The organism is Arthrobacter sp. SO5 (assembly GCF_020532805.1).
In the GTDB taxonomy this organism is placed as follows: Bacteria; Actinomycetota; Actinomycetes; order Actinomycetales; family Micrococcaceae; genus Arthrobacter.
In genome coordinates, this window is record NZ_MQTQ01000021.1 from 72,638 (window position 1) to 95,681 (window position 23,044).

General features: G+C 66.6%; 16 protein-coding genes. 12 read left to right on the forward strand and 4 right to left on the reverse strand.

Features of this window, described 5'->3' with window-relative positions; translation table 11 throughout:
- Positions 1-659, reverse strand: a 659-nt coding sequence (gene phoU, locus BJG92_RS03865; RefSeq protein ID WP_232082703.1) for a phosphate signaling complex protein PhoU, incomplete at its 3' end; no start/stop codon positions are given.
- Between the two features lie 205 nt (positions 660-864).
- On the opposite strand from phoU, the gene BJG92_RS03870 reads away from it, so the two are divergent.
- The gene (locus tag BJG92_RS03870; RefSeq protein ID WP_232082717.1) at positions 865-2,094 is read left to right on the forward strand and encodes a cell wall metabolism sensor histidine kinase WalK; all 1,230 of its coding nucleotides are present in this window, start codon (positions 865-867) and stop codon (positions 2,092-2,094) included.
- Entirely contained in the window at positions 2,091-2,771 is a 681-nt protein-coding gene (locus BJG92_RS03875; RefSeq protein WP_232082704.1) for a response regulator transcription factor, read from the forward strand. The genes BJG92_RS03870 and BJG92_RS03875 overlap by 4 nt, the downstream gene beginning before the upstream one ends.
- A gap of 104 nt (positions 2,772-2,875) precedes the next feature.
- Here the strand turns inward: BJG92_RS03875 and BJG92_RS03880 are convergent, their stop codons facing one another.
- Positions 2,876-3,421: a hypothetical protein gene (locus BJG92_RS03880; protein WP_232082718.1), complete on the reverse strand. Its 546-nt coding sequence runs from the start codon at positions 3,419-3,421 to the stop codon at positions 2,876-2,878.
- Between the two features lie 328 nt (positions 3,422-3,749).
- Here BJG92_RS03880 and BJG92_RS03885 point away from each other — a divergent pair, with 328 nt between their 5' ends.
- From BJG92_RS03885 to rlmB, 6 genes are all read left to right on the forward strand, one after another.
- Complete coding sequence (locus tag BJG92_RS03885) at positions 3,750-4,232, forward strand: CarD family transcriptional regulator (RefSeq protein WP_232082705.1); 483 nt, start codon at positions 3,750-3,752, stop codon at positions 4,230-4,232.
- Positions 4,233-4,320: 88 nt separating this feature from the next.
- Complete coding sequence (gene ispD, locus BJG92_RS03890; protein WP_232082706.1) at positions 4,321-5,130, forward strand: 2-C-methyl-D-erythritol 4-phosphate cytidylyltransferase; 810 nt, start codon at positions 4,321-4,323, stop codon at positions 5,128-5,130.
- A gap of 2 nt (positions 5,131-5,132) precedes the next feature.
- Positions 5,133-5,681 (forward strand): 2-C-methyl-D-erythritol 2,4-cyclodiphosphate synthase, encoded by a 549-nt coding sequence (gene ispF / locus BJG92_RS03895; RefSeq protein ID WP_232082707.1) that lies wholly within the window; start codon positions 5,133-5,135, stop codon positions 5,679-5,681.
- Between the two features lie 46 nt (positions 5,682-5,727).
- Positions 5,728-6,051 carry a hypothetical protein gene (locus BJG92_RS03900; protein WP_269461709.1) on the forward strand — a complete coding sequence of 108 codons (324 nt, stop codon included), beginning with the start codon at positions 5,728-5,730 and terminating at the stop codon, positions 6,049-6,051.
- Between the two features lie 61 nt (positions 6,052-6,112).
- Entirely contained in the window at positions 6,113-7,582 is a 1,470-nt protein-coding gene (gene cysS, locus BJG92_RS03905; RefSeq protein WP_232082709.1) for a cysteine--tRNA ligase, read from the forward strand.
- Between the two features lie 133 nt (positions 7,583-7,715).
- On the forward strand, positions 7,716-8,702 hold the full coding sequence (gene rlmB, locus BJG92_RS03910; RefSeq protein WP_232082710.1) for a 23S rRNA (guanosine(2251)-2'-O)-methyltransferase RlmB: 987 nt from the start codon (positions 7,716-7,718) through the stop codon (positions 8,700-8,702).
- Between the two features lie 586 nt (positions 8,703-9,288).
- Here the strand turns inward: rlmB and BJG92_RS03915 are convergent.
- Positions 9,289-10,110, reverse strand: a complete 822-nt coding sequence (locus tag BJG92_RS03915; RefSeq protein WP_232082711.1) for a carbon-nitrogen hydrolase family protein — start codon at positions 10,108-10,110, stop codon at positions 9,289-9,291.
- A 117-nt stretch (positions 10,111-10,227) separates the two neighbouring features.
- Between BJG92_RS03915 and glgX the strand changes: the two genes are divergently transcribed.
- Positions 10,228-12,342 carry a glycogen debranching protein GlgX gene (gene glgX / locus BJG92_RS03920; RefSeq protein WP_232082712.1) on the forward strand — a complete coding sequence of 705 codons (2,115 nt, stop codon included), beginning with the start codon at positions 10,228-10,230 and terminating at the stop codon, positions 12,340-12,342.
- A 41-nt stretch (positions 12,343-12,383) separates the two neighbouring features.
- Here glgX and glgP read toward each other — a convergent pair whose 3' ends face one another.
- The gene (gene glgP, locus BJG92_RS03925; RefSeq protein WP_232082713.1) at positions 12,384-15,002 is read right to left on the reverse strand and encodes an alpha-glucan family phosphorylase; all 2,619 of its coding nucleotides are present in this window, start codon (positions 15,000-15,002) and stop codon (positions 12,384-12,386) included.
- A gap of 143 nt (positions 15,003-15,145) precedes the next feature.
- On the opposite strand from glgP, the gene BJG92_RS03930 reads away from it, so the two are divergent.
- Genes BJG92_RS03930 through BJG92_RS03940 form a run of 3 tightly spaced genes read left to right on the forward strand, consistent with a single transcriptional unit; the run spans position 15,146 to position 22,720 of the window.
- Positions 15,146-17,218 carry an alpha-1,4-glucan--maltose-1-phosphate maltosyltransferase gene (locus BJG92_RS03930; protein ID WP_308011622.1) on the forward strand — a complete coding sequence of 691 codons (2,073 nt, stop codon included), beginning with the start codon at positions 15,146-15,148 and terminating at the stop codon, positions 17,216-17,218.
- A 5-nt stretch (positions 17,219-17,223) separates the two neighbouring features.
- Positions 17,224-19,020 carry a maltose alpha-D-glucosyltransferase gene (treS, locus tag BJG92_RS03935; protein WP_232082714.1) on the forward strand — a complete coding sequence of 599 codons (1,797 nt, stop codon included), beginning with the start codon at positions 17,224-17,226 and terminating at the stop codon, positions 19,018-19,020.
- A 1-nt stretch (position 19,021) separates the two neighbouring features.
- The gene (locus BJG92_RS03940) at positions 19,022-22,720 is read left to right on the forward strand and encodes a 1,4-alpha-glucan branching enzyme (protein ID WP_232082715.1); all 3,699 of its coding nucleotides are present in this window, start codon (positions 19,022-19,024) and stop codon (positions 22,718-22,720) included.
- Positions 22,721-23,044: the final 324 nt, after the last annotated feature.

The following is a 23,044-nucleotide window of genomic DNA, read 5'->3' on the forward strand; positions in this document are numbered from 1 at the left end:
CTGTGCTCGATGCTGTTCGGCTGCCACGCGCCGGTGACGAGGTAGGTCACCTTCTGCGCGACGGAGACGCCGTGGTCCGCGAAGCGCTCGAAGTACCGGCTCGCCAGGGCGACGTCTACGGTGGTGGCCGGGGATTCCTGCCAGTCGCTGCGGGCGATCGCCTTGAAGACGCCCAGGTGCAGATCATTGACGGCGCTGTTGGCCTTCATGATGTCGCGCGCCACCTCAAGGTCGCGGGTTTCCAGGAGCACAGTGAGCTTCTCGGCGATCAGCAGATCCTGCGCGGCAAAATTCTTGAACGTCTCGTGCAGCTGGGCGGGAACCACCGCCGCGGGGTAGCGGAGCCGGGCCAGCTGGGCGAGGTGGCGGGCGAGGTCGCCCATGCGCTCCAGGGAGGCGCTCATCCGCAGCGAGCCGACGATCATCCGCAAGTCGCTGGCCACCGGGCCCTGCAGTGCGAGGATGTCGATGGCGCGCTCGTCGAGGCTGTTTTGCAGGAAGTCGATCCGGGCATCGGCCGCGATGACATCCTCGGCCAAGTCGATGTCGGCACCTTCGAAGGCAGTCGTGGCCTTCTCGATAGCCTCGCTGACCAGCTTGGAGATGTCGACGAGTTGTTCCCCAACCTGGGCGAGCTCTTCCTGAAAAACCTTACGCACGTGTGCGTCCTTTCCTCGGAAATGGTGCCGGCCGCCACAGCGGCAGGCCCATTTCGGTTCACCTTGCGGCGTTCAACTGCCAAGTCTCCCAGTGTCCGGTGAACTCTTACGCCCCACTAGATGAACGTTAGCTGAACCACCGCCGGAATAGCAGGAGATTACGTGTGCGCCACGGGCCAGAGCATAAGCTGGAGCCGTGGATCCAATGCTTATCGGCGTGGTCGCCGGCCTCATCGGCCTGGCGCTTGGGGTTTTCGGCGTGCTCGCGTTTAGGGTCAGCGAAGAGCAGCGGAAACTCGTGGATGTCGAGTACGACGAGCCTTCTATCCCCGAGGGGGCAGCGGAAGTGCTCGCCGTCGTCGGCCGGGCCTTCGTAGTGGTCGATGCGATCGACGGCGTGGTCCGGGCCAGCCCGGCCGCCTATGCCTACGGGCTGGTGCGCGGACACACCGTGGTGCACCAGCAGCTCCTGGAAATGACGGCGAGGGTGCGGCGCGACGGCGTCATCCTCGAGAGTCAGCTCGAGCTCCCGCGCGGCCCGCTGGGGCAGGGGACCATCGTGGTCCAGGTCCGGGCGGCGATGATCGCCGAGGAATACATCCTGCTGCTGGCCGATGACCGCACCGAGCTCACCCGCACCGAGGAAGTCCGGAACGATTTCGTGGCCAACGTGTCCCATGAGCTCAAGACGCCGGTTGGGGCCATCTCGCTCTTGGCCGAAGCGCTGGAATCCTCCGCGGATGATCCGGAGGCCGTGCGCCGCTTCGCCAAGCGCATGCAGAAAGAGTCAGCGCGGCTCGCCGCCCTGGTGCAGGACATCATCGAACTCTCGCGGCTGCAAGGCGCCAATGTTGCCCAGCGGTCCCGGCCCGTCGACATCAACACGGTGGTGTCCGAGGCCGTGGACCGTTCCCAGCTGCCGGCGGAAAGCAAGAACATCCAGCTCGTCATCGGCGGCCATGCGGCGGCCATGGTCTACGGTGACCAGGACCTCCTGGTCACGGCGCTGCGCAACCTGATCGACAATGCCATCCGCTACTCGCCCGACAACACCAGGGTTGGCATCGGGGTACGGGCCAAGGACGGCCTTGTCTCGGTGTCCGTGACGGACCAGGGCGAAGGCCTCAGCCCGGAGGACCAGGAGCGGGTCTTTGAACGCTTCTACCGCGTGGACGCGGCCCGGTCCCGCCACACCGGCGGCACCGGGCTGGGCCTGAGCATCGTCAAGCACGTCATTTCCAACCACGGCGGCGAGGTGACCCTCTGGTCACAGCCCGGCCAGGGGTCCACCTTCACCATTCGGCTTCCGGAGATGGAGGGCCAGGACGACGCCGATGCCCCCGCGGCGCGCAAGGCGGCCAAGACCGCCACCGGGTCCCCGGGACCACAAAGAATCGACGCCGCCGGCGTCCATGAGCAAGGAGCTAGCGCTTGAGCAGGATCTTGATAGTCGAGGACGAAGAATCCTTCAGCGACCCGCTGTCGTATCTGTTGGGCAAGGAAGGGTTCGAGGTCGCTGTGGTCGACAACGGGCTCGAGGCGATCACCGAGTTCGACCGCAACGGCGCCGACCTGGTCCTGCTGGACCTGCAGCTGCCCGGACAGTCCGGCACCGAGGTCTGCCGGCAGTTGCGGCAGCGGTCCTCCGTCCCGGTGATCATGTTGACGGCCAAGGACTCCGAAATCGACAAAGTGGTGGGGCTGGAACTGGGCGCCGACGACTACGTCACCAAGCCCTACTCTTCCCGCGAACTCGTCGCCCGCGTCCGGGCCGTGCTGCGCCGCCAGGGCGAGCCCGAGGAACTTGTTGCCAGCACGGTGCAGGCCGGCCCGGTCCGGATGGACATCGAACGCCACGTGGTCAGCGTCGGCGGCGAGCAGGTCTCATTGCCGCTGAAGGAATTTGAGCTGCTCGAGATGCTGCTGAGAAACTCCGGCCGGGTGCTGACCCGGGGCCAGCTGATTGACCGGGTCTGGGGCTCGGACTACGTGGGGGACACCAAGACCCTCGATGTCCACGTCAAGCGGCTGCGGAGCAAGGTGGAGCCGGACCCCTCCGCGCCCCGCTACCTGATCACGGTCCGCGGGCTGGGCTATAAGTTCGAGCCCTAAGCCGGGAACTGCGCGCAGCCGCACACAGGCCGCACACAAAAGGAGGGGCACCCAACCGGGTGCCCCTCCTTCTTGTGTTCGAAGACTAGTTTTCTGAACGAAGACTAAGGGGTCGTCGTCGTGCTCGGCGTCGGGGTGGCCGTTGCCGTGCCGCTCGGTGAGGCCGTGGGCGACGGCGTCGGCAGGTACTGCTTGTAGTCGGCAATCGTGCCATCCATTACAGGCACCTTGAACTGCGCACTCTGGTTGGTGCCGTCTTCGGTGATGGTGACCTCAACGACGGAGCCGGGCATGGCGCCGGCGGTGCTGAGGATCGCCTCGTCCGTGGAGTCGTTGAGGAGGGTGTAGGAGTTCTTCTTCACCGGCACCTGGACCTGTGAACCGCCGGCGCCCTTGATGGTCAGCTTGACGTCGTTGGAGGAAGAGTTGTAAACGGCGCCAACCACACGGCCCGGCTTGTCCTCGCCCTGGGAAATGACGATCATGTTGCGCAGCCGCAGCGCCCCGATTTCCGTGCTCGTTCCGTCCGACGGGGAGTACTGCTCGGAGGTCTGCTGAGGATTGATGTAGCCGCAGCCCGTTACCGACAGCAGGCCGATGCCAAGTGCAGCCGTTGCCATTGCCAGCTTGCCGCGCCGGCCTCGGTTCATCGCAGTGAAACGCACGTCACGCACTCCTTGAGAGTCTTTGAACATTATTCAGCCCCAGCCTATCGGCAATCGGCGGCAAACGAGGATTCGGCCGGACGCCGGCGCACCCCGCGCGGCCCCGCGGGCTAGAGTGTGGCGGGACTATGGCGGACCAGGCGTGGACCCTTGGCAACGGCCGGTCAATGCACTAATATCCGCATCCGTCAAGGGGTCCCGGGGGGTCGTTTTGGCCCATTTTCCGCGGATTCATGCGGTTCCGGGGCTCGATCCATGGCAGTCATATGCCTTAATCGTGATAAACTGGTCTGCGGGAAAGGGGAATGTCCACATGGTTTTTGAGGTCGGCGAGACAGTAGTTTACCCTCACCACGGTGCAGCAAAAATTGAAGAAATCAAGATGCGCACTGTCAAGGGCGAAGAGAAGATGTATCTCAAGCTCAAGGTGGCTCAGGGTGATCTGACCATTGAAGTTCCAGCAGAAAACGTTGACCTAGTTGGGGTCCGGGACGTAGTGGGCAAAGAAGGTCTGGAGCGCGTGTTTGAAGTGCTCCGGGCCGAGTTCACTGAAGAACCCACCAACTGGTCGCGTCGATACAAGGCAAACCTGGAGAAGCTTGCTTCCGGTGACGTCATCAAGGTGGCAGAGGTCGTCCGCGACCTGTGGCGCCGCGATCACGATCGGGGTCTCTCCGCAGGGGAGAAGCGCATGCTGGCCAAGGCCCGCCAGATTCTGATTTCAGAACTGGCACTGGCTGAAAAGACGGACGAAGAGAAGGCTGCAAGCGTTCTGGACGAAGTTCTGGCTTCCTAGCACAGATAAGAATCGAACCCCGGTGGCCTGAGGCTGCCGGGGTTTCTTCTTGCCCGGATTCGGAGCCCCGCGCCGTAGTCTTGAGCGCATGGACTCTGCATCGACCACTCCCGTCACCGCGGTCATCGTCGTGGCGGCCGGCTCCGGCCAGCGCCTGGGCTACGGCATGCCAAAAGCGAAAGTTCCGCTCGGCGGGGACAGCATCCTTACCCACGCGCTGCGCGGCGTCGCCGCAGCGGGCATCGCCCGGCAGATTTGCGTCGCGATCCCGCCGGGCGATGAGGAACTGCGCGACCTCTGTGAAGCCTTCGCTCAGGACCTGAACACGGAGCGGCAGCGCGGGGGCGACGGCGGGCAGTTCCCGGTCGTGACGGTGGTCGACGGCGGTGCGACCCGTGCCGAGTCGGTCCGCGCCGCCCTGGCCGCGCTCCTGCCAGACACGGTATCCGTCCTCGTCCACGACGCCGCGCGCGCACTGACACCCGAGGCAGTTTTCCACCGGGTTTCGCACGCGCTGGCGGCCGGCGCCCTCGCCGTCATCCCGGTCATACCTGTGGTGGACACGGTCAAAACGGTGGAAGCGACCACCGGCGATGGCGCAGCGATCGCCCCGGAGCTGGTCACCGGAACCGCAGCCCGGGAAACTCTCCGAGCAGTGCAGACACCCCAGGGCTTCGAGCTGGCCACCCTCCAGCGCGCCCACGACGCAGCAGCTTCCTTCGACGCGGGCCAGGCAGCCGCTGTCACCGACGACGCCATGCTGGTGGAACTCCTCGGTGTTCCGGTCCACGCGGTGCGCGGGGCCAGCCAATCGTTGAAGATCACCACGCCCCTTGACCTGATCATCGCCGAGGGTCTCCTCGAGGGCCCGCTGGGCGCCCGCTGGGTGGAAGGATGAGCATGTCCGGAACCCAGGATGCCCCGCTGCCTATCATCCCGAGGACCGGCATCGGCATCGATGTCCATGCCTTCGCCCCCGACGACGCACCCCAGCCGCTTTGGCTCGGGGGACTGTTCTGGGACGGGGAACGGGGACTGGCCGGCCATTCCGACGGCGATCCCGTCGCCCACGCGGCGGCCGACGCGCTGTTCTCCGCCTGCGGAATCGGTGACCTCGGCACGCATTTCGGCACTGACCGGCCAGAGTACGCCGGCGCCTCCGGGGTGACCCTGCTGGCCGCGGCCGCCCGGATCGTCCGTGGCGCGGGTTTCGAAATCGGGAACATCGCCGTGCAGTTCGTCGCCAACCGGCCCAAGTTCGGCCCGCGCCGGGAGGAATCCGAAGCCGTCCTCAGCGAGGCCGCCGGAGCCCCGGTCAGCGTCTCGGCCACCACCAGCGACGGCCTCGGCTTCACCGGCCGCGGCGAAGGCATCGCGGCAACGGCGACGGCGCTCGTCTACCCCGCCAGTGGACCAGCCAGCCAGGCACGTCCGGGCTCCGTCGCCTAGGCTTGAGGGATCCCTTCCCGCAAACCCAGAGGAGACCCCCGTGAACATGCTGCTGCCCGCCGTCGTGCTTGCGACGGGACTGCTCCTGACCGGCTGCGCCGGGACGCCGAAGATGAGCGTCCCGGAGAGCTGCGCATTCCTCAACCAGGACACCTTCGTCCCGACCGGAAACCAGCAGCAAAAGGCGGACCAGATCGCCAAGCACTACCAGGAAGTCGCGGACAAGGTGGCTCCCGAGGTGGCGGCCCCGATCCAGAAGATGGCGGAGGTCATGAAACAGGTGGCGGGCACCTCACTCGGCGCCACGAGTGCTGAGCAGACCAAACAGCTTACGGAAGAGAACAACAAGATCGGCCAGTACTGCAAGTGAGGCGCACCGGCCGGGCCCCCGCGGACGCCGGCGGCCGGACCCCATCGGCTAATCTGGAGCGGTGACCCTGCGCTTCTATGACACTGCATCCGCCGAAGTCCGCGACTTCGCCCCCCTGGTTCCGGGCAAAGTGAGCCTCTACTACTGCGGCGCCACCGTGCAGGGTATGCCGCACGTCGGGCACATCCGCTCCGCCATCGCCTTTGACCAGCTCACCCGCTGGCTGCAGTACCGGGGGTTCCGCGTCACCTCCGTCCGCAACGTCACCGACATCGACGACAAGATCCTCGCCAAGTCCGCGGATTCCTTCGCCCCGGACTTTGAGGACGGGCCGGGCGCTGTCCGCGAAGAGGAATGGTGGGCGCTGGCTTACCGGTACGAACAGGAATTCCTGAAGGCCTACGACACCCTGGGCGTCTCCCGCCCCACCTACGAGCCGCGCGCCACCGGCCACATCCCGGAAATGCACGCCCTGATCCGGCAGCTGATCGACCGCGGCCACGCCTACCCGGCCCTCGATGATTCCGGCGACGTGTACTTCGACGTGCGCTCATGGGCCAAGTACGGCTCACTGACCCGGCAGAACATTGACGACATGCAGGGCGCCTCCGACGCCGACCCCCGTGGCAAAAAAGACCCCCGCGACTTCGCGCTCTGGAAGGGCCACAAGGAGGGGGAGCCGACGACGGCGGGCTGGGCTTCGCCGTGGGGCACCGGCCGTCCCGGCTGGCACCTGGAATGCTCCGCGATGGTCACGAAGTACCTCGGCCCCGAGTTCGACATCCACGGCGGCGGGCTGGACCTGAGGTTCCCGCACCATGAAAACGAGATGGCCCAGTCGCAGGCCGCGGGCCACGGCTTTGCCAATTTCTGGATGCACAACGGCATGGTCACCTACGCCGGCGAGAAGATGTCAAAGTCCATCGGCAACACGGTCAGCCCGGCCGAAATGCTGGAACTGGCATCACCGCGGGTGGTCCGGTACTACCTCGGCCAGGCGCAGTACCGCTCGGTGCTCGATTACCAGCCGACCTCACTGCAAGAGGCTGCTGCTGCCATGGAACGCATCGACGGCTTCATCAGCCGAGCCGTCCGAACCCTCGCCGGCGTCGACGGCGGCACCCCCGTAAGCTACGGCTTCTTTAGCTACGGGACAGTCCCGGACGCCTTTGCTGCCGCGATGGACGATGACCTCAACGTCCCGCAGGCCCTCGCGGTCCTGCACGACACCGTGCGGGCAGGCAACACCGCGCTGACTGCCGGCGAGCTCGACGCCGCCCGGCGGTCACTGGCCGGCGTCACCGACATGCTGCGTGTCCTTGGTCTCAATGACACCGCGGCGCCGGCTGTGGACGAACAAGGCAACACCGCACTCGGCGTCCTCGTCGAAGCGCAGCTCGCGGCCAGGGCGCAGGCCAGGGCCAGCAAGGACTGGGCCGCCTCGGACGCCATCCGCGACACCCTCACCGCTGCCGGCGTCGTCGTCGAGGATGGTCCGGACGGCGCAAGCTGGAGCCTGAAGCGCGGCTGAAACGTCCGCCCGCCGGGGCAGAGAACCCCCGGCGGGCATGGCTTCCCCTTGCCGCCGGTCGAGGATTTACCTCGAGTCAGTAGACTGGGAGTCAGACGTATCAACGAATCGCGTAGTTAAAAGGGTGAAACTTATGGCCAACAACGGTCGCCGGTCGGTCAAACTGAAGAAGGGCCCCTCCGTCGGAACCGGCGGTCACGGCCGCAAAGCACTCGAAGGCAAGGGGCCGACGCCAAAGGCGGAGGACCGCCCGTACCACAAGGCCCACAAGAACAAGCAGCTCGCGGAACGCTCGGCCGCCAAGCGACCGGGGGCCCCGCGCAGCGCCGGCGCCCGCTCCGGCCCCAAGGGCCGCGCCACCGAGGAAGTCGTCACGGGACGCAACTCCGTGGTCGAGGCGCTGCGCGCCGGCATCCCCGCGAAGGCCCTGCACATCGCCATCCGCATCGAGATGGACGACCGCGTCAAGGAATCCCTCAAACTCGCGGCCGAACGCGGCATTCCGCTGCTGGAAACCGGCAAGCCCGAGCTGGACCGGATGACGGACGACGCCATCCACCAGGGCCTCGTACTGCAGATCCCGCCGTACGAATACCAGGACGCCTACGAGCTCGCCGAGGAAACCCTGGAGAGCTGGAAGCGCGGCCACGTCGCCAATGCCCCGCTCTTCGTCGCGCTCGACGGCATCACCGATCCGCGCAACCTTGGCGCGATCATCCGCTCCGTCTCGGCCTTCAGCGGCCACGGCGTCATCGTCCCGGAGCGCCGCTCCGTCGGCGTCACCGCCTCAGCCTGGAAGACCAGCGCGGGAGCCGCAGTCCGCGTCCCCGTGGCACGCGCGGCCAACCTGAACAACACGCTGAAGGCGTTCAAGAACATGGGCATCTATGTTCTGGGGCTCGACGGCGACGGCGACGTCTCGCTGCCGAACCTGGCCCTGGCCACCGAGCCCGTCTGCATCGTCGTGGGTTCCGAAGGCAAGGGCCTCAGCCGCCTGGTCCGCGAAAACTGCGACCAGATCGTCTCCATCCCGATCGACTCCGCCATGGAATCGCTCAACGCCTCCATGGCCGTGGGCATCTCCCTCTACGAGATCTCCCGCCAGCGCGCCGCCAAGTAGTCCTCGCCGGTTTCTGCGTTCGGGTCCACCGGAACCGGAGCTTTGCCGTAGATTAAGCACCTCCGGCCGCTCCGCTTGGCCGCGGACGGCCTCACTCCGCTCTGGTCGGCGATGCGCTCCTTGCAAAACTCCGGTACCGGCTCTGACGCTCCCTCACCTTTGGTCGTGGATGGCAGACGCTCTCTCACGTCTCGTGGGGGAGCGTTGCCCGCTAATCGGCGAAAGGTGCGGGAACGTTTCCCTTGAGTGCTCGGGGTCGGGGTGGTCCCTTGGTTCGGATGTTTCTCGAAACACGTCGAGGCGGGGCCTGGCAACTGCGACGCGCAATTCCTCCTGCGACGCACCTTCGCCCCCGCGGCGCGCTTACGCCTTGGCGCTACCCGAATATCCCTAGCGCCAGGGCGTTAGCGCCTCGCCAGGTTGAATGCGCCGCGTCGGATCATCTGCGGGGCGGGGGCCGCGGCAACTGCGACGCGCAATTCCTCCTGCGACGCGCTCGAGTCGTGACGATTCCGAGGCACGTCAACGCGGGGTCAGATCGCGCCCATCCGGGAGCCCAAGATGGGCGCGAAGTGACCCCGCGTTGTTAGAATCTGTGGCGGTTGGCGAGGACCGGGAGTTTGGCCCGGGCTTCCTTGACGACGGCGGTGTCGAGGTCGGCGAACAGGAGGCCGGGGGCGGCGTCGAGCTCTTCGAGGACTTCTCCAAACGGGGACACGACGACGGAGTGCCCTACTCCGGTGGGCGCGGCGCCCTTGGCCTCGATTCCCTGGCTGGCGGGGTCGCCCTGGCCGCAGGCGAGGACCAAGGTGGTGGAATCCGCGGCGCGGGCGCGGGCCAGGAGCTTCCACTGTTCGGCTTTGCCGGGACCGGATCCCCAGGAGGCGCAGACGATATTGACCTCCGCGCCGCGGTCTGCGTTTTCAGTGAACAGGTCCGGAAAGCGGATGTCGTAGCAGGTAGCAAGCCCGAAGCTCACGCCGTCGAACTCAAAGGTAACGGGATCGGTGCCGGCGTCGACGGTATCCGATTCCGCGAAACCAAACGCGTCGAAGAGGTGGATTTTGTCGTAGCTCGTTTCGAGGCCACGGCCGGTGACCAGCAGGGTGTTGCGGACCTTGCGGCGTGCCCCGCCGTCGGGCGCCTGATCCGCAGTGCCGGGGGTGAACATTCCGGCGACGATCACCATGTCCTGCTCCGCGGCGATGGCCCGCACCCTCGCCGCCCACGGGCCGTCGAGCGGCTCGGCGATGTCCAGGAGGGAGTTGCCGAAGGCGCGCATGGTCGCCTCGGGGAAGACCACGAGTTCCGCGCCCCCGGCTTTGGCCCGGCCCGCATAGTCCGCCACTAGCGCCAGATTTCCGGCAAGATCGCGTCCCGCGATGATTTGAGCCAGTGCAACCCTCACAAATACCTCCAACATCGGCGCTACATTCCAGTATGCAGCGCTGCTCTTACGTACACTGCTCAACGTCAGGAAAATCGGAAACAGGAGCCTTTGTAAAGCACCGCTAAGATTTAAGCAATGTTCATGCCTTTAGTAGACACAGCTTCCACCGTAGACGCCTCACGCGCGTTTCCGCTGGGGATCAGCGTTCCGAGCACCGGTTCGCCGGTCGCGGACGACCCCCGGGGTGCCTTCGCCAACGTGGCTGTTTACGCGCCCGGTGTGACCACCCTGGAGATCGCCTACGAGGCACCCGGCGGCGCCTGGCAGCTCACGACGCTCCCCAATGTGACCGACGGTGTCCACCACGGCATCGTTGAGGGCATCCCTGTGGGTTCGCGCTACGGTCTCCGGGCCTCCTCGGAGGAGGACGCGCTCCCGCTGTCCATGCCCACCCGGGACTTCGACGTCGACGGCGCTCAGCCGCTGCTGCTGGACCCCTACGGCCGGGCCGTCGACCAGCGCGAGGACTTCATCACCAACGTCCGGACGAACAGCGACTTCGACTGGGGCGCGGACTTCAGCCCCCGGACCCCCTGGCGCAACACCATCATCTACGAGGCACACGTCCGCGGGCAGACCAAGCTCCACCCGGACATCCCGGAAGGTCTCCAGGGCACCTACGCCGGTATGGCGCACCCTGCCATGATCGAGTACCTCATCGCGCTCGGAATCACCGCGGTGGAGCTCCTGCCGGTCCACTTCCATGTGGATGAGCAGCACCTGCAGAACCTCGGGATGACGAACTACTGGGGCTACAACACCGCCGCGTTCTTCGCCCCGCACCCCGGCTACGCCACGCAGGCGGCCCAGGACGCCGGTGCGCAGGCAGTCCAGGACGAGTTCAAAGGCATGGTCAAGCTGCTGCACGCCGCGGGGCTGGAAGTCATCCTCGACGTCGTCTACAACCACACGGCAGAAGGCGGCACTGACGGCCCGACGCTGGGTTTCCGCGGCCTGGGGGAGATGCAGTACTACCGCAATGACGGCCACGGCAAGTACGTGGACACAACGGGCTGCGGCAACAGCCTGGACTTCGGCCAGCCCCGCGTGGTCCAGCTGGTGCTGGACTCGCTGCGCCACTGGGTGACCGAGTTCCACATCGACGGCTTCCGCTTCGACCTCGCGGTGACGCTCGCCCGCAACGCGGCCAACGAGTTCGATCCCCGGCACCCCTTCCTGGTCGCGATCGCCGCCGACCCCGTCCTGTCCGCCACCAAGCTGATCGCCGAACCCTGGGACATCGGCTACGGGGGCTGGCAGACCGGCCGCTTCCCGGCCGGCTGGGCGGACTGGAACGACCACTTCCGTGACGCCGTCCGCAGCTTCTGGCTCCCGGACCGCGCCGCGATCGACGCCGGCGGCCACGGCGGCTCGGTGGCCCGCCTCGCCGACGCGATCTCCGGCTCGGCGAGCCTGTTTGAGCCCTCCGGCCGGTCCCGGCTCGCCTCGGTTAACTTCATCACGGCCCATGACGGCTTCACGTTGGCGGACCTCGTGTCTTACGACCGCAAGCACAACGAGGCCAACGGCGAGCAGAACCGCGACGGCCACGGCGACAACCGCAGCTACAACCACGGCTTCGAGGGCCCCACTGAGGACGAGGACGTCCTGGCCCGGCGGGCGCAGGCCAGCCGGAACCTCATGGCCTCGCTGATGGTCTCCCTGGGCGTGCCGATGATCACGGCGGGGGACGAGATCGGCCGGACCCAGCAGGGCAACAACAACGCCTACTGCCAGGACAACCCCATCACCTGGATCGACTGGACCAGCACCCAGGAGTCGCACTCGATGCTGCGCACCACTAAGCGCGTAATCCGGCTGCGCAAGGAATTCCTTTCAGGTCAACCGCACGACTATCCGGCCCGTGAAAACCAGTCGTACTTCCACTGGTTTGATGCACACGGCGAACTGATGTCCGGGGCGAGCTGGAATGATCCGGGCCAGCGTGTGGTCCAGCTTCTGCTCGGCTCCGACGACGGCAACCTCGACGGTCTCGTGGTGGTCAACGGGAGCGCCCAGGACGTCAAGGTCACGCTGCCGCTGCTGCGCAACGACGAAGGTACCGGCCACCGGCTCTTCGAACTGCGGCTGACCACCTCCGAACTCCATGAGCGGCGCCAGGGCGTGCGCGTCGCGTCCGGAGAGCGGGACATCGTCCGGGCCTACTCCATCAACATTTACCGCACGTAGTTCGGCTACTGCTGGCGGGCGACGCCGGCCGCCGTCTGCCTTTAGGCGTTGACGATCAGGCCCAGCTCGGCCTTGGACGCCAGCGCCTCGTGCTTGGGCAGGATCCGGACGGTGTACCCGAAGGATCCTGAGCGGTCGATCACGACCGTGCCGCTGAAGAGGTGCCGGCCCCTGCCGAGGTCCTCGGCGGACTTCAGCTCAGCCACGGTGACGTCCGCCAGTTCATCGCTGTCCTCGGCCTTGCCGTAGGCCACCTCCACCGATACATCCTCCGGCGCGAGATCGTGCAGGGACACGTAGGCGTTGACCTGGAGCAGGTCGCCGATTTGGGGGTCTTCGGAGACCCCCACGGAGTCCACGTGCTCCACCTGGATCTGGGGCCACGCCGCGCGGACCCGCGAGATCCAGGCTGCCAGGGACCTTGCCTGCGCGTAGTTGTCCGCGACCGCACGGCGGCCTGCGACAGCAGCCGGCTGGTACAGGACACTGACGTAGTCCTTGAGCATCCGGTCCGCGGAAACCTGCGGGCCAAGGTGGGACATCGTGTGCTTGATCATCGACACCCAGTGGGTGGGCACCCTCTGCAGACCGGGCTGCGACGGACCGGCCGCGCCCGCGCCGTCGGAGACCGTCAGTCCGTAGAAGCGGGGCGCCACCTGTGTCTCGAGCAGCTCATAGAGCGCCGCGGCCTCGATATCGTCGCGTTCCTCCGGTGACGCGTCGTTGTTCGCGGTCGGAATCGCCCAGCCGTTCTGGCCGTCGTACATTTCGTCCCACCAGCCGTCCAGGACCGAAAGGTTCAGCGAACCGTTGAGGGCAGCCTTCATGCCGGACGTGCCGCACGCCTCCAGCGGGCGCAGCGGGTTGTTCAGCCACACATCGCAGCCGGGGAACAACGTCCTGGCCATGGCGATGTCGTAGTTGGGCAGGAACGCGATCCGGTGGCGGACCTCGGGGTCGTCGGTGAAGCGGACGAGGTCCTGGATCATCTTCTTGCCCGCGTCATCGGCCGGGTGGGACTTTCCCGCGATGACCAGCTGAATCGGGTGCGTCTTGTGCAGCAGGAGCGCCTTGAGCCGCTCGGGCTCGCGCAGCATCAGGGTGAGCCGCTTGTAGGTCGGAACACGCCGGGCGAAGCCGATCGTCATGACATCCGGGTCCAGTACGGAGTCCGTCCAGGCGAGCTCGGCATCGGCAGCGCCGCGCTTCTTCCACGCGGCCCGCAGGCGGCGCCGGACATCCTCGACGAGGCTGACCCGCATCTCGCGGCGGAGCGCCCAGACGTCCTCGTCGCTGACGTTGTAGGCAAGATCCCAGCGGCCCAGGGCTTCGGCCTCGGAGCCGAACTTCTCGCGGGCCAGCCTGGAGACGCGCGGGTCCACCCAGGTGGGGACGTGCACGCCGTTCGTGACGGAGGTGATCGGCACTTCGGAGTGGTCGAATCCCGGCCACAGGGCGGAGAACATCCCGCGGGAGACCACGCCGTGCAGCTTGGCCACACCGTTGGCGCGCTGGGCCAGCCGCAGGCCCATCACGGCCATGTTGAACACGAAGGGGTTCCCGTCCGTGTAGTTTTCACGCCCCAGATCCAGGATCTTGCCGACCGGAACATTGGGGGCCAGGCCGGCCTCGAAGAACTGCTGGATCTGAGAGACCTCGAAGCGGTCGATGCCGGCGGGGACCGGGGTGTGGGTGGTGAATACGGTGGAGGCGCGTCCGGCAGCCAGGGCCTCTTCCCAGCTCAGCGGCTCCGGTCCGGCCATCATTTCCTGGATCCGCTCCACGCCCAGGAATCCGGCGTGGCCTTCGTTGGTGTGGAACACCTCCGGCGTCGGGCCGCCCGTGAGCTTCTGGAAGGCGCGCAGGGCCTTGACCCCGCCCATGCCGAGCAGGAGCTCCTGCTGGAGGCGGTGGTCACCGCCGCCGCCATAGAGGCGGTCGGTAATGCCGCGGGCGGCGTCGTCGTTGCCGGGGACGTTGGAGTCCAGCAGGAGCAGCGGTACGCGGCCGACGTCGGCCCGCCAGACGTGCGCGAGCAGCCGGCGGCCGTTCGGGAGCGGCAGGGAAATCTGGACGGGACGGCCGTTGCCGTCCGGCGACGCCTCACGCAGCAGCGTCAGCGGCAGCCCGTCCGGGTCCAGGACCGGGTAGGTTTCCTGCTGCCAGGCGTCGCGGGAGAGTGACTGCTTGAAGTAGCCGGCCTGATACAGCAGGCCGACGCCGATCAGCGGCACGCCGAGGTCAGAGGCCGCCTTCAGGTGGTCGCCGGCGAGGATGCCGAGGCCGCCGGAGTACTGCGGCAGCACCTCGGTGATGCCGAATTCGGGCGAGAAGTAGGCGATGCATGACGGCGCGCCCTCGCCGAGGCTCTGGTACCAGCGGGGTTCCTCGAGGTACCGGTCGAGGTCCTGGGCCGCTGAATGGACCTTGCGCACCACGTCCTGGTCCGCGGAAAGGCGCTGCAGTTCTTCCCGGCTGACCAGCCCGAGGAACGACACCGGATCGTGGTCGCTCTCGGCCCAGACCTTCGGGTTCAACCCCTCGAAAAGTTCCCGCGTGGGCCGGTGCCAGGACCACCGAAGGTTGGTGGCCAGCCGGGCCAGCGGCCGGATGGACTCGGGGAGAACGGTACGGACAGTAAACCTGCGGATAGCCTTCACCTGCGAAACACTAACGGACAAGACCGGACCCCGGAACCGCTTTGGCTTTCTTTTGGCTAAATGACGGATTGACATTCGGAAAACGGCTCGAAAAAAGGGAGCAGGCTTCGCAATCTGGCCGATTTGTCGCTAACGTCGAGGCTGTGACGACTAACTCGCGAACCAGTGCCGTGTCCAAGCAAAAGCCAAAGGCCCTGATCACGGATGGCCTTCGTTTTGGCCGTTTTCCGATCACGGCCGTGCAACCCGCGGTTGAGGGCGGGAAGTTCCCTGCCAAGGCTGTTGCGGGAGAAAGCCTGGTGGTCGGTGCCACCGCGTTCCGGGAAGGCCATGACCAGCTCGGCGTCAGTGCAGTGCTCCTGGATCCCCGCGGCAAAGAGCGCCAGCGCGTCCGCCTCGCGCAACCGCGCGGACCGCGCGGCATGGGCACGGACCGCTGGGAGGGGCTCCTGACGCCGCCCGCAACAGGGAACTGGTCTTTCGTCATCGAGGCCTGGCACGACCGCTACGGCACCTGGCACCACAACGCCGAGGTCAAGGTGGAGGCCGGCATCGACGTCGAGCTGATGCTGGCCGAGGGAGCCGCCCTGCTTTCCGAAGCATCGGAGGACCCCGCCCGGCCCTCCGCTGACCGCCGGACGCTGCGGATGGCCGTCGTCGTGCTGGCCGATGCGTCGCGCGCCCCCGAGGTGCGGCTCGCCGCCGGCTTCAGCGCCGAGGTGGCCGACGTCGTCGAGCGCCAGCCGATCCGCGAACTGGTGACGGTCTCCGAGCCCTACCCGCTGCTCGTCGAGCGCGAGCTGGCCGGCCGGGGAGCGTGGTACGAGTTCTTCCCGCGCTCCGAAGGCGCGCACCGCAACCCCGAGACCGGCGAATGGACGTCCGGGACTTTCCGCACCGCCGCGAAGCGACTCGACGCCGTCGCGGCCATGGGCTTTGACATCATCTACATGCCGCCGATCCACCCGATCGGCGTCCAGCACCGCAAGGGCCCGAACAACACGCTGCTGGCCGGCCCCCACGATCCCGGCTCGCCCTGGGCCATCGGCGGTAAGGACGGCGGCCACGACGCCATCCACCCGGAGCTTGGCACGTTCGAGGACTTCGACGCGTTCGTTGCCCGCGCCGGAGAGCTGGGGCTGGAAGTCGCCCTGGATCTGGCGCTGCAGGCGGCACCGGACCACCCGTGGGTTCAGAGCCACCCGGAATGGTTCACCACGCGGGTGGACGGCAGCATCGCCTACGCCGAGAACCCGCCGAAGAAGTACCAGGACATTTTCCCGATCAACTTCGACAACGATCCCGCGGGGCTCTCCAACGAGATCCTGCGCATTGTGTTCCTCTGGGTCAGCCACGGCGTCAAGATCTTCCGCGTGGACAACCCGCACACCAAGCCGGTGTGGTTCTGGGAGTGGCTGATCGGGAAGGTCAACAAAAAGCACCCCGACGTCGTCTTCCTCGCCGAGGCGTTCACCCGCCCGGCCATGATGCACGCGCTGGGCCGGGCCGGCTTCCAGCAGTCCTACAGCTACTTCACCTGGCGCAACACCAAGGAGGAGCTGGAAGAGTACTTCCAGGAGATCAGCCACGAATCCCCGGCCTATTTCCGGCCGAACTTCTTCGTCAACACCCCTGACATCCTGACCCAGTACCTCCAGTTCGGCGGACCGGCCGCGTTCAAGATCCGGGCCGCGCTGGCCGCGACGGCGAGCCCGATCTGGGGCGTGTACGCGGGCTACGAACTTTACGAGCACGTGGCCCGGCCGGGCGCCGAGGAGTACATCGACAACGAGAAATTCGAGTACAAGGCCCGGGACTGGGACGTGGCGGCCGAATCCGGCCGGACACTGGCGCCCTACCTGACCCGGCTCAACGAAATCCGGCACACGCATCCGGCCCTCGGGGACCTGCAGAACCTCACGCTGCACCAGAGCACGGACAACGCCACGGTGGTGTACTCCAAGCACAAGACCCTCCCTGACGGCACGAAGGACACCCTGATCATCGTGGTCAACGTTGATCCGCACGGAACCCGGGAGAGCACCGTTTCGCTGGACCTGGCGGCGCTGGAGCTGGATCCGGCCGACCTGACGGGCAACGGTGGCTTCATGGTGGATGATCTGGTGACCGGCGAGAGCTGGGAGTGGGGCGAGTACAACTACGTCCGCCTGGACGCCCACGTCGAACCCGCACACATTCTTAGCATCCGGAGGTAGCACGAGTGAGTTTCAGCCCGACCAGTCCCAGCCAGCACTTCAGCCCGAAGGGGACGTTTGAACTGAACGCGCCGGGCCTCCCGCATGACCCGATCTGGTACCGCAAAGCCGTGTTTTACGAGGTGCTGGTCAGGGGGTTTGCCGACGGCAACGGCGACGGCTCCGGGGATTTCCACGGCCTGATTGAGAAGCTCGACTATCTGCAGTGGCTCGGCGTCGACTGCCTCTGGCTCCCGCCGTTCTTCCAGTCCCCGCTGCGCGACGGCGGCTATGACATCTCCGATTACAACTCGGTCCTGGACGAATTCGGCACCATCAGCGATTTCAAGCGCCTCGTCGCGGAGGCGCACGCCCGCGGCGTGCGCGTCATCATCGACCTGCCGCTGAACCACACCTCGGACCAGCACCCGTGGTTCCAGGAATCCCGCAAGGACCCCGACGGGCCGTTCGGCGACTTCTACGTGTGGAGCGACACGGATGAGAAGTACGAGGACGCCCGCATCATCTTCGTGGACACCGAGGAATCCAACTGGACCTTCGACCCGATCCGGCGCCAGTTCTTCTGGCACCGTTTCTTCAGCCACCAGCCCGACCTCAACTTCGAGAACCCCAAGGTCATCGACGCTTTGTTCGACGTCGTCCGGTTCTGGCTGGACCAGGGGATCGACGGCTTCCGCGCCGACGCCATCCCGTACCTCTTCGAAGAAGAGGGCACCAACTGCGAGAACCTGCCCCAGACCCACGAATTCCTGCGCAAGCTGCGCAGGATGGTCGACGAAAGCTACCCGGGCCGTGTGATCATCGCCGAGGCCAACCAGCCGCCCGCCGAAGTGGTCGAATACTTCGGCACCGAAGCGGAACCGGAATGCCACATGGCCTTCCACTTCCCGATCATGCCGCGGCTGTACTACGCGCTGCGGGACCAGAAGGCCGCCCCCATCATCGAGACGATGAAGGATACCCCGGCGATTCCCGAAGGCGCCCAGTGGGGCACCTTCCTGCGCAACCATGACGAGCTGACCCTGGAAATGGTGACCGCCGACGAGCGCGCCGCCATGCTCGGCTGGTACGCGCCGGATCCGCGGATGCGCGCCAACATCGGTATCCGCCGCCGGCTGGCGCCGCTGCTGGACAACTCCCGCTCGGAAATCGAACTCATCAACGCCCTCCTGCTCTCCCTGCCCGGCAGCCCGTTCCTGTACTACGGCGACGAGATCGGCATGGGGGACAACATCTGGCTCGAGGACCGCGACGCCGTCCGCACGCCCATGCAGTGGAACCCGGACCGTAACGCCGGCTTCTCCAGCGCGGATCCGGGGAAGCTCTACCTGCCGGTGATCCAGTCGCTGGTCTACAACTACAGCATGGCCAACGTCGAGGCCGAGGCCGCCCATTCAGGCTCGCTGCTGCGCTGGACCCGGCAAATCCTGAGCGTGCGCAGGAACCATCCCGCCTTCGGATTGGGCGCCTTTGAGCACGTCGAAGCGGACCACGACGTCGTCCTCGCCTACCTGCGCGAGCTTCCCGAAGGTAATTCGGCCGGCGAGGACAGCGAGACCATCCTTTGCGCCTTCAACCTGTCCCAGCACCCGGTGGCGACCACGCTGCGGATCCCGCGGTTTGCCGGGCGCGGCCTCCGGGACGTGTTCGGGGGCCAGGCCTTTCCCGCCATCTCCGACGACGGGACCCTGACGCTGACCCTGGGCAGCCACGATTTCTTCTGGCTGCGGATCCGCTCGGCCACCTCCAACCCGGCATCCCCGTTCACGCAGGCGATGCCTATCCTGTCCATCGAAGGCTGACATGTCCCGACCCACCATGACCCCTGCCTTGAGCGGGCTGCTCGGCAGTTGGCTTCCGCGCCAGCGATGGTTCCCCGTCAAGAGCGCAGAGTTCAGCTTCGAACCGGCCGGCGGCCTGCGGCTCGAGGCCGGCGGTCCCGTCAACGCCGGCGCCGGCGGCGCTGCGCAGTTCGAAGTGTCGATAGTCGCGGTGAACTACCCGACGGCGGACGGCAACCGCACCGACGTCGTGCAGGTCCCGCTCAGCTTCCGGAGTTCGCCCCTGGCCGGGGCGGAGTCGGCGCTGATCGGGGAGATCTCCGGCGGAGCCGGCGGGAAGGCCGGCTCCCGCTGGGTTTACGACGGCGTGCATGACCCGGCGTTCGTCGCGGCGTGGCTTGACCTCATGCGCAACGGCGGAACCACCCCGGCCGGGAACGCGACCGGGTACCTCGCCGAGTCCGGCTACCGGTTTCCGTTCGCCACCGGGACCGTCAAGGTCCTGTCCGGTGAGCAGTCCAACAGTTCCGTGATTGTGGACGACGGCGCCTCGGCCGCCATTGTGAAGTTTTTCCGTGTCCTCTCCGAGGGCCACAACCCGGAGGTGGAGATCGGCGCCGCCCTGACAGCGGGGCACACCGCCGAAGTCCCGGCGACCCTCGGCTGGGTCACCGGCGAATGGGAGCTGACGGCCGGGGCCACCGGCGGCATGCGGGCCGCCCAGGGCGAACTTGCCGTGGCGCACGAATTCCTGGCTGGCGGCGTGGATGCCTGGCGGCTGGCGGTCGACGCGGCAAGCGAGGGCAGGGACTTCACGGCGGAGGCCCATGCTCTCGGCGCCGCCACCGCTACGGTGCACCAGCGGCTTGCGCAGGCACTCGGCGTCGCCTCCGAATCGGCCCCGGGCAGCGACATCGCGCCGGGCGTTGCCCAGCGCGTCCGCCAATCATGGGCGCAGGCCGGGACCGTGGTGGGCCCCTACGGCGCCGCCCTGGAGGAGCTCCTCGCCCGGCTCAAAGGCGCCGGCGCGGGACCGCTGCAGCGCATCCACGGGGACCTGCACCTCGGACAAATCCTGCAGGTCCCGGGAGCCGTCGGGGCGGCCGCCCGCTGGGCCATCCTCGACTTCGAAGGTGAACCGCTCCGGCCCGTCTCGGAACGCAACTTCCCCGACGTCCCGCTGCGCGACGTCGTCGGGATGCTGCGCTCCTTCGACTACGCCGCCGGCGCGGCCGTCCGGGAGCATCCCGGGACTGCCGTTCCCGGGAGCTGGGTGGACGACTGCGCCGAGGCCTTCCTGACTGGCTACGCGGAAGTCATCCCGGGCAGCATCGACCGCGACTCGCCCCTGTTCGTGGCGTTGTGGCTTGACAAGTCGCTCTATGAAGTTATTTACGAACTAAGGAACAGGCCGGACTGGCTTGCCATCCCGGTGAACGCATCGCGTCGTCTCCTCGGAAGTACAGGCACCGGCGTTCCCGCCGAAGCCGAAGCGGAAGGTATCAAAATGACAGGTTCAACAAGCATCGATCGGCCCGGAGCGCCCCTGCCCGTGGACGCGGAAACCCTGGCCAGAATCGCCGCCGGCGAGCACCACGCGCCTCACTCGGTGCTGGGCGCGCACTTCGATGACCACGGCCACGTCACCATCCGCACGGTGAAGCACATGGCCGAAGCCGTCTCTGTGGTCACGGCCGCCGGCGCGTTCCCCATGACGCACGAGACCGGGGGCGTGTGGGTGGCAGTGCTGGAACCGCTGGAACGGGGCCACGTGCCGGACTACCGGCTGGAAGTGACCTACGAAGGCAAGGCTCCGCAGGCTACCGATGATCCGTACCGCTACCTGCCCACGGTGGGCGAAGTGGACCTTCACCTGATCGGTGAAGGCCGCCACGAACGCCTCTGGGATGTCCTTGGCGCCCACGTCCAGCACTACAAGTCGGCCCTCGGCGACGTCGACGGCGTCTCCTTCGCAGTGTGGGCCCCCAACGCCCACGCGGTGCGCGTCAAGGGTGACTTCAACGGCTGGGACGCCCGGGAATACGCCATGCGCTCCCTCGGCTCTTCCGGGGTGTGGGAACTTTTCATCCCCGGTGTTGTAGCAGGGGCATGCTACAAGTTCGAAATCAGGACAAAGCACGGCTACTGGGTGGAAAAAGCGGACCCCCTCGCCTTCGGCACTGAGGTGCCGCCGCTGACGGCGTCCCGCGTCGTCGAGCCGTCCTACATCTTCAAAGACACCGAGTGGATGGAGGCCCGCGCAGCCCGGGATCCGCACAATGCGCCCATGAGCGTTTACGAGGTCCACCTGGGTTCCTGGCGGGTTGGCCTGGGGTACCGCGAACTCGCCAAGGAACTGGTCGAGTACGTCAAGTGGCTCGGGTTCAGCCATGTGGAATTGATGCCCGTGGCCGAACACCCGTTCGGCGGTTCCTGGGGCTACCAGGTCACGTCCTACTTCGCGCCGACTTCCCGCTTCGGCCACCCGGACGAGTTCCGGCACCTGGTCGATGAACTGCACCAGGCCGGCATCGGCGTCCTGCTGGACTGGGTGCCGGCGCACTTCCCCAAGGACGAATTTGCCCTGGCCCGGTTCGACGGCGAGGCGCTCTACGAGCACGCCGATCCGAACCTCGGCGAGCACCCCGACTGGGGCACGCTGATCTTCGACTTCGGACGCCGGGAGGTCCGCAACTTCCTCGTGGCCAACGCGCTGTACTGGCTCGATGAATTCCACATCGACGGACTGCGCGTGGACGCCGTCGCCTCCATGCTTTATCTGGACTACTCGCGCGAGGAAGGGCAGTGGCAGCCCAACCGCTTCGGCGGCCGGGAAAACCTGGAAGCCATTTCCTTCCTCCAGGAGGTCAACGCCACGGTGTACAAGACGCACCCCGGCGCCGTCATGATCGCTGAGGAATCCACCGCGTTCCCCGGCGTGACGGCACCCACCAGCCAGGGCGGCCTGGGCTTCGGCATCAAATGGAACATGGGCTGGATGCATGACTCCCTGAAGTACATGGCCGAGGACCCGTACAACCGCAAGTGGCACCACGGCACGGTCACCTTTTCCATGGTCTATGCCTACACCGAGAACTTCCTGCTGCCGATCAGCCACGATGAGGTGGTGCACGGCAAGGGCTCGATGCTGCGGAAGATGCCGGGGGACCGCTGGCAGCAGTTGGCGAACCTGCGCGCGTTCTTTGGCTACCAGTGGGCGCACCCCGGCAAGCAGCTGATTTTCATGGGCACCGAGTTTGGCCAGGAAGCCGAATGGTCCGAACAGCACGGCCTGGACTGGTGGCTCGCCGATATTCCGGCGCACCACGGCATGCAGCTGCTGACCAAGGATCTCAACGCGCTCTACGCCTCCACCCCGGCGCTGTACGAGCAGGACAACGACCCCGCCGGCTTCCAATGGATCAACGGCGGCGATGCGGAGCGCAACGTGCTCACCTTCATCCGGCGCGATAAGGCCGGCAACCCGGTGGTGTGCGCCTTCAACTTCTCGGGCGCCCCGCACTCGGGCTTCCTCCTGGGAGTGCCGTCCGCCGGCGGCTGGCAGGAAGTGCTGAACACCGACGCCGCCAGTTACGGCGGTTCCGGCGTGCAGAACGAGGGCACGCTGACAGCGTCCGACGCCGGCATGGACGGGCAGCCGGCCACCCTCACCGTCACGCTGCCTCCGCTGGGCGCCGTCTACTTCAAGCCCGTGGGCTGACGCCCGATCCGTCCTCCCGGAAACGGGTGGTCGTGGTTTCGTCGAGGAGCCCGGAATCCGCGTGATTCCGGGCTTTTTGATGCCCGCTGGGAGGCCGCCCCGGGCTCCCTTTGTCACCAGGGCAAACCGGTGGTATAGTTTATTTCCGCGCTGCTCCCCGGAGTTGGACCGCCACCAAGACCCAGATGCCTCACGGCGAGACTGGGCCGGGATGACGATTTGACAAGGGCGAAGCGGCCCGGTAACTTTGAAAAGTTGCTCCGGAGCGATCCACGGCTGAGGTTGTGGTGGTGCCGGGTGTGTCTGTTGTTTGAGAACTCAATA